The sequence below is a fragment of the Paenibacillus sp. VTT E-133280 genome (genome assembly GCF_002264385.1).
Classification (GTDB): Bacteria; Bacillota; Bacilli; order Paenibacillales; family Paenibacillaceae; genus Paenibacillus_AQ; species Paenibacillus_AQ nitricinens.
In genome coordinates this window covers 123,742-136,020 of record NZ_NFUX01000003.1, presented here as the reverse complement: position 1 = coordinate 136,020, position 12,279 = coordinate 123,742, and the positions used below count along the sequence as shown (strand labels likewise).

Below are 12,279 nucleotides of genomic sequence, written 5' to 3'. Positions count from 1 at the left end.
TTCCTCCTTCTGCTGTAAAATGATCGCTAACTTATTTAACTGAACCCGTCATTCCAGCCACAAATTGTTTTTGCATCATGAAGAATACAAGTGCAGTCGGCAGCGTCGTAATGACAATCGCGGACATAATTAGACCATAGTCAGGCGCATAACCCGATCCAAGATTTGAGATTAAGAGTGGCACGGTCATATTTTCTTGCGATTGCAATACGATCAGCGGCCACAGATAATTGTTCCAGCTGTTTAAGAATGTGATAATCGCAGCGGCAGCGTAAGTTGATTTCATCGTCGGCATATAAATGCGGAAGAATAAACCGAATTCAGATAAGCCATCGATGCGACCGGCCTCCATCATTTCCTTAGGAAACATTTTTGTGTTTTGACGGAAAAAGAAAATTAGGAATGCTGTTGTAAATGTTGGCAGAATAACTGCTGCTGCTGTATCAATGCCAAGAAATGGGACAACGCTTGATACTTTGGCGAACATTTGAAATAGAGGTACCATGATCGCCGCAAATGGAATCATCATTGAAGCTAGCAAAATATTAAATACGATGTCTTTACTCCGGCTGCGGTACATTTCAAAACCATATCCAGCCGCCGATGCAACCAGCAATGAAAGCACAGTAGTCACCACTGAGATTTTTGCGGAGTTCCAAAGGGCTTGCCACATATCCACGGAATTGAACAGATTGTCAATATTTTTAAAGAGATGCGCACCTGGCAGTAATGTCCCTTTAGTTACATCAACCGACTGATTCGTGGCACTAATAACCATCCAGATAAATGGAAAGATAGAGATCAGCGCAGCGATGATTAGAAATAGGTAAGTAAACATGCGTTTAGTTTTCATTATCTCTTGTCTCCTCCTACTTTGTTCTGAATTAGCGTCAGAATGAGTACCATTACAACAATCGAGTAGGAGACGGTTGCAGCGTATCCAAAGTCAGGGGTGTATTCAAAAGAAAGGTTATAAATATATTGGGAAATCGACATGGTTGCATTGCCGGGTCCACCTTTCGTGATGTTAACCACCTCATCAAACAACTGAAGGGTTCCAATGGTCGATGTTATCGTCGTAAACAAAATAATCGGCTTCAATAGAGGAATTGTAATTTTGAAAAACTGAGTAAATGCACTGGCGCCATCAATGTGAGCTGCTTCATAAATAGATTTGTCTACATTTTGCAGGGATGATAAATAGAAAATCATATTATAGCCAGTAAAGCGCCAAGTGATGGCAATGATGATCGTAACTTTGGCCCAGAAGGGGTCTGTAATCCATTGAATCGGTTCGCTGATTAGATGTAAACTCACTAGAGACTTATTGATGATTCCTTCGGCTCCAAACATGTACTTGAAAACAACGGAATATGCTACAAGCGAGGTTACCGTCGGCAGAAATATGGCCGTTCTGAAAAATCCCTTGAATTTCAGTCTTTCATCATTTAGCAGGACGGCGATGAAGAGCGCCAATATCAGCATCACTGGGACCTGAATAATCAAGTAAATAAATGTGTTTTTGACTGCTGTAAGAAACGTGGTATCGCTAAACAGTCGAATATAATTATCAAACCCGGTAAAATGAAGATTGCTACCTCTACCCGTCTTAAAAGATAGAATTAAAGCTTGGATCATTGGATAAAAATAGAAAATACTGATCATAATGACCGGCACAAGGACGAATAACCAGCCAGTCAGATGGATCTGCCGTGACCCTTTTGAACGCTTATGTTTTTGCGGGCTTAACCCTGTCTTTATAGTTTCCACTCCACTCCGCACCCTTCTGTCTTATATATTAGAGATGAAAGCCCCTGCTACCTATCCTTCTGTAGAAATCCAATTTACAGGAGAAGAAGGAGCAAGGGCATCGGTTGTACAGCCTAAGTGCGATTATCGAATTTGAGTGTCCGCTTGCTTCTGCGCATCTTTCAGAACAGTATCTACATCTTTGCCACCTAGATAAGATTGTACTGCTACAACCATAATGTCCTCGATGGCGTAAGTGTTCATGCCATAGTTGACGTTAGGAATTTGCTCGGTCCATGCTGCAAAGTCTGATACGACCTTTTGGCCTTTGAAAAATTCATCCGCAGCTGAGTATGCTTCGCCGCTCGCCGCAGCTTTCAAGGTGCCGATAACACCTACTTTAGTATTTAACGTCTGATACAGCTCAGCATCAGAGGCAAAAGTCTTAGATAGGAACTCTGCTGCTGCTTCTTTGCCATCTACATTCATGACGTACCAGGAACTGCCTCCAAGGTTGGATGCGTGGACAGAGCCTTCAGTTGCACCTAACTTAGGCAGTGGAGCTACTGCCCATTTACCAGATTGGGAAGCTTCTGCTTTAATCGAAGGTGTAATCCAGTTACCTGTAGGTACACTAGCCACTTCCCCGCCATTGAATGCGCCTACAAACTGGCTCCAGTCTGAAATCACTTTTACAATACCGGAATCCATCATTTCTTTGTATATTACCAGTGCCTCTTTCAAAGCAGGGTTGCCTTCTATGGTCGGTGTCTGACCATCATCTCCGGTATACCATGCGCCCGTCGATTGAATCATCACTCGAATAAGTCCAAGATCGTTTGGATCAAGTGTTAGCATGCTTTTGCCGGTTTTCTCTTTTACAGCTTTACCGATCTCGATATATTGCTTCCAGTCGATATCCTGTAATGCATCCAGGCTGTAGCCTGCTTGCTCGAGATAATCTGTCCGTATATACATACCAGTTACGCCGGAGTCAAACGGAACACCGTATTGTTTGCCTTCTACACTGGTAGGGCCAATCTTATAATCCGCAAAGTCAGCTGCCTTTACAACATCCGTCAATTCATAAAAAGAATCCGGATACGCTTGTAAGAAGCTCTGAGCACGATAATCTTCGATCAATACAATGTTAGGCAAACCCTTTGTGGAACCAGAGTTTAATCCTGTATTCAGCTTTTGAACGATATCAGCTTGCGCGTTCTCAACAACGTTAACCGTTACGTCCGGATTAACTTTTGCATAAGCATCTTTGGCAACATTCATAGCAGCAATGTTAAACGCCGGGTCCCAAGCCCAAACTGTAATCTCTTTTGGCTTGCTGCTACCTTCGGCTCCGGAGTTACCAGAGTTGCTCGTTTCATTTTTTGTTCCACCTGTGGAACATGCCGACAGTAGAACCACACTAGCCAGCATTACGGATAATAATTTCTTCACTACGTAAACCCCCTTATAATCTGTAAAATAATAAAGATGGAAGCGTTTTCCTGAGTACGCTTCCATCTTATCATCTTGTATCCGTTTTCTTTGGCAGTATCTTTATTAGCTTTGGTGTTATTATTGGGTCCTGTTGTGTCACGCTTATCGACTCTGGTATTATTTTTAGGTTCTTGTAAAATCTTTGGCATTCACCAATGGAAGCGTAATCTTGATGTTCGTACCTTCATGCCGTTTACTTGAAATGTTAATCCCGTAGCTCTCTCCGTACAACAATTTGATTCTGTCATCTACATTTCGTATACCGATCCCGGAGAACAATTGACGTTTATGCTTCGATGCTGGTAGCTGCTCCTCCTTCATCAAATCCGGATCAAGATCCATCCCATCGCCATTATCTACAACTTCACATACAAGTTGATCTTCCTGAACGGCAATCATGATGAGAATCCTTCCCTCATCTTTAAGATTGAATGCATGGAAGAATGCATTCTCTATAAAAGGTTGAAGAATTAGCTTCGGCATATGATAATCCAAGCTCTCGGGCTCCACAAAGAAATTCACACGGATCTTCTCACCATACCTTACATGATTGATGTATACATAATGCTCCAGCGACTCTAATTCTTGACGAACAGGTATGGTAGAGTGAACATCACTGACTGTATTCTGCAGAAGTGAGATTAGAGCGTTTATCGTTCCAGCTGCTTTTTCCTTGTCACCCTGCTGCACCAAAAATTTGATTGAAGCCAGCGTATTGTATAAGAAATGGGGATTGATCTGCATTTGAAGAGCGGCGAGCTCTGCATTACGCTGCTGCTTCTGGGTCTCCATCAATCGATCAACATAATCTTGTAGTGAATCAAGCATAAAATTGAAGGCGCTTCCCAGCTCCTTAACTTCATAACTACTATTGGCGACATCTACATGATTATCAAACTCACCTGTAGGGATACTAGACATCTGTTCAACGAGAACACGTAGAGACTTCGTCATTGTTCGGGTAATTAAAAATACAATAATAAGCGATATCGCAACGATAGCCATGATCGTCAAGGTTACTGCTTTGGCATTTACCATCTGTCCGATCACGGCGTTCTTATCGATGAGATTCACCAAATAAAAATCAAATTCAGGTAAGTATTCAGAAAACACAATTCGTTCATTCCCCATAAAATAGGTGGATTCACCATCTTTTCCGCCACCTTGCACTTCTTGCAGCAATTGCTTATCGAGGACCCCAATCATCTCAGTCTTGCTACTGGATACAATTAACCCCTTCTCATTTAGCAGTACAACATCATTACCTTCACTCGTAAAGTTAGCATAAAAGGGCTTGAAATCGCGATCACTAATGGCTACGTACATGGTGCCATAGATTCTACCAGTCGAATGATCAAATAAAGCTTTGGAAGCCACCAACATAGGTTCTTTTCCGTTCGCTTTATTATCCCTTAGATCGAGCTGGTACAAGATTTGCTCAGGATGGGCTTTGGTCTCCTTCGTAATCGGATGATCCTTCAGTTCCTCGGCGGAAATGGACCAATACCAAGGATCAGTTGAATAACTCCTGCCATTCACGCCCACAATCATGATCCCAACATCAAAAGCACTGAGGTTAGAACGTATTGCCCGCATGCCTTCTGTCATTTGATATGTTTTGATGGCGAGGTTTACTGTGTCCGTCTCTCCGCTAGATAAGTAGTTTCGAATGGCTTCATTCTGAGCCATCATAGTGGCACCAGTGGCTACAACATTGTTGTAAGATTCCAGGTTTGTCTTCATCTGGTTCAGAAGTTTACCGTTGGTTATGCTGAAGGTCTGCAGAAATAATTTTTCTGACATGCTGATGGTAATAGACAACGTCAGGAGCGATACTGTAACGATGCTAATAAGTGTAACGAGAAATAACTTGAGGAATAGCCCCTGCTTTCTAATCTTATTCTTGATGTTTTTAATCATGCTCCTCTACATCCCGTCTCCGGTACCGGCTTGGAGAAATGCCCGTCTGCTTTTTAAATACCTTGGTAAAATAACTCTGATCTGAATAACCCACGCTGGCACTGATATCGGAAATAGAATGTTCTGTTGTCTCAAGTAGCTCCATAGCTTTTTCCAATCGAACTTTGTTTAAGTACTCACTAAACCCTTCACCATTATGAGCAGTAAAATAGCTGGATAGATAAGAAGCGTTAAAATGGAACTGCTTCGCTACCTCTGTAAGCGTGATTGGATCTGCATAATGTTCCTGAATATAATCAATTAGCATTGTCATATTTGGATTAACTGATGTATTCGTCTCTCCTATAGTGCGCTCAACTTCTCGAATGAACGCTTCAGCAACAGCTATTGCATCCCCTGCATACAACGCTTCATCTATTCTTCGGAAGTAATCGTATTTAGCTTCCTCCAGCCCACCGATTTCATACTTCATTTTTCCAAGTGTGGTCGCTACGTTGAATATAAAGTTCCCCAATAACGATTTGAATTCGAAAATGTCGATGCGATAATCCATCGAACGCAGATGAACATTTTCAAGAAAAGCTGTGAATGCCTTCTGGTATTGCTTACGTCTAAGCTGTTCCATTAATTCTCCGATGTCTAATTCTTGGTACGCCCCTGGAAGACCCGGTAAATGATCATTTTCTATTAGGTTTCGTTCCGGCAAATAGAAACTGTAACGTGCAAGCTTTAAATAATTGTCACGGTAAATCTCACCAAGTCTTTTAAATTCCATAAAGCTCTGACTAATAATAAAATGCGATTCTCTTGCCCCTTGCACCATTTCGGAGACCAGGTATCTAAGCTCAATTACAAGTTCGTCCCATGGCTCCGGATTAGCATTAAGTAAATAAATAACCGAATCGTTGACAAACTTTAGCCGAATAAACACAACATCGTCCAAAGCTAACTTTTGTATTCCTCTTTCGATTTCATTTGCGAACGTTAACTTATCACTAGAGTCTTTAATATGTCTCATATCCGTTCCGAAAAACGCGAACTGTCTGTAAGGAAACATCGATTGAAGCAATGTGGGCTCAACCATAGACTCATAACCTGTCATTAGCTTCTCGATGACTAGCAAAAGCTGTTTTTCCCCAGCATTGGAACCTTGATCAGTCGTCTTCATTCCTGTCATTTTGGCAGTAACTTTATTTAAGATAGACAACAGGTAATCGGCTTCTAGCTTAGGCTTTAGAATGTAGTCCGCAACACCACTCTGAAATGTGGATCGAACGTAATCGTATTCACTGAAACTGCTTAAGACGATGATTTCAATGTGAGGGTACTTCTCCTTTACAATCTTGACCAGTTTCTCACCGCCCATAACAGGCATTACGATATCTGTAAGTATGATATGAGGACTGACCTCGTCGATCATATTTAGTGCTTCAAGACCGTTAGAGGCCTCACCGACGATTCGATACCCTTCTTGTTCCCAATCCCAAAGATGTTTAATTCCCTGTCTAACCAGCATTTCGTCATCCACAATCATAATCTTAAATATTGGTTTCATATCTGCCCCCTTGCAGCTGTTAAAAAGTCATACCAATGATCAGAACGCCGTTCCTTCATTCTATCGAAGCATTGGATGTAACCGTTTTCTATTTATCTGTTACTGTTCAATCCATCCTACTTGGAGCGACCTCCTATACAAAAAAGCCTTGAGACTTACATGAATTTGTTTAAACCAAATAATAGTCCTCGCCAGCAATTATGGTCAAGTCCCCTTTTTCAAATCAAATTCTAAGCACAAGTTAATTCATTTGAATCACAATAATGATATATCGATTATCAATAAATTAATATTGATTTACGAGTTTGATTTGTGTATTATAGGGTTATTAAGAAAAGGAGAATGTCATATGAAAAAGAAATATCTATTAGCAGCTTCACCATTATTATTAAGCATCATCAGTTTAATGATCTCACGTATGGTCGGTTCAAGCGTGGGACCGGATGGAATCTTGCATGAGCCGGTTTTTTTCTTAATTCCGCTTAGTTACCTATTTTTTCTCTGCAGTATTGTAGCATTCCTATTCGTAGGTCTCGGGTCAGTCGTCAATAATAGAAAAAAAATTTCGTAATAGCGTTGTGTCGGGACATTAACGGTTATAGCAAAAAGAAAGAAGCCGCAATATTTCGCGGCTTCTTCTGCGTTAGATGTTCATTTTAAATTTGACATAGACTCTATAAACTCAACTTCTGCTGGAGCAAAACTACCAGCTCTTCAGCTGTATCCCAAACGATAGGACGGATATTTTTCACTTGTACGAAAAGATCATTAGCATCGCTGCTGTTTACAGTCCAAATTACTGGAATGTTCAACCCGAGTGCATATCCTGCAGTAAAATACACTTCAGGGGATTGGCCGGTTAAATCAGCGATAATCAGTTTGCTCTCTTCTATAAGCTCCAAGGAATACGGTTCACGGTTTTGCGTTGACGTATGCCTTAGTAGCCGTGGAATATAACCAAACTGCTCGATTTTAGGAAGCAGCTTATCCACCCACTCCGTGTGCAAATCCTCCGCATCTGACAATAGAACGATACAGGGTTTTAATTTTTTGCCTCCTGCGATTGCGGCAGCTTCATTCCATCCCTCGTCCGTCAGCTTAAAGGTCATGCCCTCCCTGATCATAAACTGCTCGTTTATCAGCTTATCTATGATATATACCAGTTCTTGCAGATTAGGTGAATACGTTAGGTTATAGCTACTGGAGAGTGGCTGAATAACAACGGATTCCCCTGGGGCTTCAGAATGTCTGTATAAGTATTGCAGTAAACGGTTGCCTTTATCTTCAATCGTCACTGGAATTTTCGAGGAATTTACAATGGATTCTAAATCACCGGCCGATAAACTGACCTTCTCTCCACGATCTGTCAGCTCCCGTATATAAGCCGATACTACATGAAACATATCGCGTTTCTTTGAATGCGCAAGAGAATTTATAGGCTCATAGCTGTCTCTCAATAAGCTATAGAACCCGTCAGGAGAACAATTACAGCCTAAATATCTATCGTAATCGCCTTCCGATGTAATGGATACCATCTCATCACAGAACAAGCAGTATTTCTTAATCATTACAACTCATCACCTCTTATTTATTGATATCCCCTTACCTTACCAAGAATATCTTAAAAAGTAGACAAGAAGATATTTCCTATTAGCACTGAACCTAGAAATTCAATATCATGAATGCCCACAAAAAGATACGGATTTGGCCGTTTCTTTTTATGATCCGGTGAGTATTTTTTTTGTTTTTGATATGCTCATTTAAAGCAGTTGACATTATTATTTTTATATAAATAGTGAAAAAAATCATATTGACTCATTATTTTATATTAAAGTATATTCTTAGCAAATGAACCATTATTTATTTATATTTAATCTATTTACTTTTGAAGATAGATTTTTCAGATTCTATTACATGATATGCAGTACATTTACCGATTTAGGAGGTGATTAAATTGAATACATAAAACTTTTTTAAAATTGGACAGGCCGCAATTAAATTAAATTGAAGAAGGAGTGTATTTTCATGAAACGATCTCTCATTCGCTACGGTTTGAAAACGATTTTGGCACTTGTGTTAGTTGTATCTGCATCATCACTCGCACTAACTTCAACGACGCACGCTGGAGTGCCAATCCCTCTCAGAATTATCAATGAACACAGCAATAACGTGCTGTCAGTCAGCGGAGCGGATTCACAAGCGGACGGTGCGCTTATCGTACAATACATCGATCAAGGATTAGATTATCAGAAATGGTATCTCGAAACTGCAGAGAACGGATATTATAATTTCAGAAACATAGCTAGCGGAGATTTATTGGATGTCAACGGATCATCATCATCCGATGGGGCCAGTGTTATTCAATGGCCGAGCAATACCGGGTGGAACCAACAGTGGGAACTTATTCCGACTGGTGAAAAAAACTCGTATAAAATTAAAAACCGGGCCAGTGGCAAGTTATTAGATATATCGGGACAAGATAAAACCAGCGGTGCGCAGGCCATTCAATGGAGCGATAACGGCGGTCACAATCAGCACTGGTATATAGAATATATACGGAAAAATTAAGCTATTGCCGAATACAAGAAATGACGGTGCTGGGATAACATCCCGAGCACCGCCATTTCCTAATTTAACATTTTTTTGGATTGTCATTCCTTTTGATAGCGGAACCAATCATAATATGCGATTGTTCGGTTGGTTGAGTAGTTATACATTCCAAAGAACACTCCGGTAAATCCGCCTGCCACTTCTGTAGAGATCAAGTGCGTCTCCGCTTCACCAAGTGGATGCCATAACTGATCTTCACCTCGATAAAAGAACAAATATTTCTCAGGTAATGCTTGAATCCTCAATTCTACGACTGTGCCTTCAAATGGAGAAGAATATTTCACATCACTTATGCTACCCACTTGTCTTCGCAGCGTAATCACATTTTCACCCTCTACCTGGGTTAGCCCGATTGCGTAGTGATACATCCGATCCATAAACACAACAAGACCTGCTTCATCACCATCTAGTGGGTTGAATTCCATTTTAGTAGAGATTTCACAATCCAAGTGGCGCTGTCTACAGCCAATAAATGCAGGCGTTCCCTGTTCGCTTAATCTCACATCCGCTCCATATAATGCTAGCCACCCTGGTCGCTCTTGCAAAGACCAATCGACTTTTTTAGCATTGCGGATAAAGTTCCAGCTCATTCTTAAATCAGATCGATTAAAATCATCGGTCTCAGGCTCATTTTCCCATAGCACTGGTGGTGGAGTGTCAGCTTCCATTTCTAATCCAACAACACCGTGATCTCCAATCATCGGCCATCCATCTTCACTCCAATGGACCGGAGCAAGGAATGTCTCTCTACCAAGATGATGTCGATATGGATATCCTACTGGTCGTATCCCTAACAATACCGCCCACCAGCTGCCATCCTGTGCTTCTACCAGATCGCCATGTCCCGTAGCTTGAATAGGGTAATCCGAGCTCCGGTGAGTCAAAATGGGATTCCAGGGAGAGGATTCAAAGGGTCCATAGGGTGATTTACTTCTTGCTATGGTCTCCATATGTCCATATTCTGTCCCGCCTTCAGCACACATTAAATAATAGTAGCCATTTATATTATAAAGATGTGGTCCTTCAGGAAATTTACCGCCACTGCCTGTCCATATTAAGCGAGAATCGCTCAGCTTATTGCCCGTTTCAATATCAATCTCACATTGGTAGATTCCCATACCATCTTTGGTGCCAGTGCTTGTAAAATACACTTTTCCACCGTCAAAAAATAAGGAGGGATCAATCCCTTCCTGATCCACGTAAATAGGATCCGACCACTCACCTGCTGGGTCTACCGTCCAAACGTAGAAGTGTCCACCGCTATCCTGATTTGTCGTCACCATGTAGAATCGACCGTTATGATGACGAATGGTTGGTGCCCACACCCCTCCAGACACGACCGATGTATCAAATTGAAGCTGGGAATCACGCGTTAAGCAATATCCGAGCTGCTTCCAATGGACTAAATCTTTACTATGCCAAATGGGGATTCCCGGAGAGTAAGCAAATGAACTGTTTACCAAAAAGTAATCCTCGCCTACTCTGCAAATGCTTGGATCTGGATAAAAACCTGGTAATATCGGATTGTTATATTTCATGAAGCATTCTCCTTTTATTGAACATTTGCATCTATGTCAAGGATTATACTCCACTAGCTAAACGATAAACCTTGATTATCCAGTCGTAAAATAGCATGATATAGACATTCATCTAGACATTCTTTTGGAGGGTTACGGATTGAGCGAATTTTATTTAAATTGGTTTACATCAGATCAGAAATTCCCATTTTTTATTCAATACGGCTTCCACGACAATGATACTGACCTTCATAGACATGTGGACTTTTCAGAGCTCGTAATTGTCTTGAGTGGTACTGCTACTCATATTGTGAATACCGAAGAATCATTCATCAAAAAGGGGAATGTCTTTGTTATTAATGGTTCAACCCCGCATGCTTTTAAAGATCCTCAGGATTTTAAGATCTGTAATATTATGTACAAGCCTGAAATGCTGTCGACAGCTGGATCAGATCTGCGAACTTCGAACGGCTTTCAGGCGCTGTTTGTATTGGAGCCGTTGTATCGTCATAAACACGCCTACACAAGTAAACTAAGCTTGCCAATTCCCATGCTGGAATTTGTCACTACACTCATTGCCGGTATGATTGAAGAATATAGCCACAAACTTCAAGGATATCAGACTTTGCTCGTCTCACGATTTATGGAGCTGGTTGTCTATTTATCAAGGCATTATGAAAAACAGGATAAAGGCAGCCTGGATAATCACCTAATACATTTAGCGAAGTCGCTCTCTTTTATGGAAGACCATTATCTTGAAGCGTTGTCGCTGGATCAAATCGCCGCACACTCAGGGGTATCCGTTAGACATTTAAACCGGATCTTTCGCTCTTACTATCATACGACTCCTATCTCCTATCTCCATCGATTGCGTCTGGAACGGGCTTGCAGCTTGTTGAAGCATTCTGACTTCAGTATTACTCAGATCTCACATGAAAGCGGGTTTAGCGATAGCAATTACTTTACACGACAATTCACCAAAACCTACGGTATGTCTCCCAAAGCTTATCGGAAGAATCTATAAAAGAACATCCTTAACACAACAATAAGCCCTCAAAAGAGGACTTATTGTTTACTCAATCGTTCAATTTTTGCATCCATCCGTTCCATTACTCTGTTCATCTCTTCCATTCTAGATAAAAGCTGCTTCCGCTGATCAATCAAGAGTTCTACTCTAGCATGATTAGCCTCATCGCCCTGTCTATACAGCTCGACATACTTAATCAAGATTTCAACAGGAAGCCCAATGCCTCGCATACACTTGATATGTTCAATCCACCTGCAGTCTTCTTCCGAATAATCTCTATTTCCACTTTTATTGCGATTCACGTGTGGAATAATACCGATGCGTTCATAATAGCGGAGCGTATCCGGCGTAAGATTAAATTTTTCACTTACTTCTGTAATGGTCATACTTTCATTATCCTCCGA

The 12,279-nt window shown here is 41.1% G+C and carries 11 protein-coding genes; 3 read left to right on the top strand and 8 right to left on the bottom strand.

The window, feature by feature from the left end; genetic code table 11:
- Nucleotides 1–31 precede the first annotated feature (31 nt).
- From CA600_RS02500 to CA600_RS02475, 5 genes are all read right to left on the bottom strand, one after another.
- Complete coding sequence (locus CA600_RS02500; RefSeq protein ID WP_094868759.1) at nt 32–853, bottom strand: carbohydrate ABC transporter permease; 822 nt, start codon at nt 851–853, stop codon at nt 32–34.
- Nucleotides 853–1,665, bottom strand: coding sequence for a carbohydrate ABC transporter permease (locus CA600_RS02495; RefSeq protein ID WP_256989697.1), 813 nt, complete (start codon nt 1,663–1,665; stop codon nt 853–855). The genes CA600_RS02500 and CA600_RS02495 overlap by 1 nt, the downstream gene beginning before the upstream one ends.
- Nucleotides 1,666–1,893: 228 nt before the next feature.
- Nucleotides 1,894–3,204 carry an ABC transporter substrate-binding protein gene (locus CA600_RS02490; RefSeq protein ID WP_094868758.1) on the bottom strand — a complete coding sequence of 437 codons (1,311 nt, stop codon included), beginning with the start codon at nt 3,202–3,204 and terminating at the stop codon, nt 1,894–1,896.
- A 165-nt stretch (nt 3,205–3,369) separates the two neighbouring features.
- Nucleotides 3,370–5,166, bottom strand: coding sequence for a sensor histidine kinase (locus CA600_RS02480; protein WP_094868756.1), 1,797 nt, complete (start codon nt 5,164–5,166; stop codon nt 3,370–3,372).
- Nucleotides 5,159–6,721, bottom strand: a complete 1,563-nt coding sequence (locus tag CA600_RS02475) for a response regulator transcription factor (protein ID WP_094868755.1) — start codon at nt 6,719–6,721, stop codon at nt 5,159–5,161. The genes CA600_RS02480 and CA600_RS02475 overlap by 8 nt, the downstream gene beginning before the upstream one ends.
- Nucleotides 6,722–7,070: 349 nt before the next feature.
- On the opposite strand from CA600_RS02475, the gene CA600_RS02470 reads away from it, so the two are divergent.
- Nucleotides 7,071–7,292 carry a DUF3955 domain-containing protein gene (locus tag CA600_RS02470; RefSeq protein ID WP_094868754.1) on the top strand — a complete coding sequence of 74 codons (222 nt, stop codon included), beginning with the start codon at nt 7,071–7,073 and terminating at the stop codon, nt 7,290–7,292.
- A gap of 103 nt (nt 7,293–7,395) precedes the next feature.
- Here CA600_RS02470 and CA600_RS02465 read toward each other — a convergent pair whose 3' ends face one another.
- Nucleotides 7,396–8,289, bottom strand: coding sequence for a hypothetical protein (locus CA600_RS02465; protein ID WP_094868753.1), 894 nt, complete (start codon nt 8,287–8,289; stop codon nt 7,396–7,398).
- 457 nt (nt 8,290–8,746) lie between these two features.
- Here CA600_RS02465 and CA600_RS02460 point away from each other — a divergent pair, with 457 nt between their 5' ends.
- Nucleotides 8,747–9,289 carry an RICIN domain-containing protein gene (locus tag CA600_RS02460; protein ID WP_094868752.1) on the top strand — a complete coding sequence of 181 codons (543 nt, stop codon included), beginning with the start codon at nt 8,747–8,749 and terminating at the stop codon, nt 9,287–9,289.
- 83 nt (nt 9,290–9,372) lie between these two features.
- Here CA600_RS02460 and CA600_RS02455 read toward each other — a convergent pair whose 3' ends face one another.
- Nucleotides 9,373–10,869, bottom strand: coding sequence for a glycoside hydrolase family 43 protein (locus tag CA600_RS02455; RefSeq protein WP_094868751.1), 1,497 nt, complete (start codon nt 10,867–10,869; stop codon nt 9,373–9,375).
- A 139-nt stretch (nt 10,870–11,008) separates the two neighbouring features.
- On the opposite strand from CA600_RS02455, the gene CA600_RS02450 reads away from it, so the two are divergent.
- On the top strand, nt 11,009–11,872 hold the full coding sequence (locus CA600_RS02450) for a helix-turn-helix domain-containing protein (RefSeq protein WP_094868750.1): 864 nt from the start codon (nt 11,009–11,011) through the stop codon (nt 11,870–11,872).
- 41 nt (nt 11,873–11,913) lie between these two features.
- Here the strand turns inward: CA600_RS02450 and CA600_RS02445 are convergent, their stop codons facing one another.
- A complete protein-coding gene (locus CA600_RS02445) occupies nt 11,914–12,261 on the bottom strand; it encodes a MerR family transcriptional regulator (protein ID WP_094868749.1) in 348 nt (115 codons plus the stop codon).
- Nucleotides 12,262–12,279: the final 18 nt, after the last annotated feature.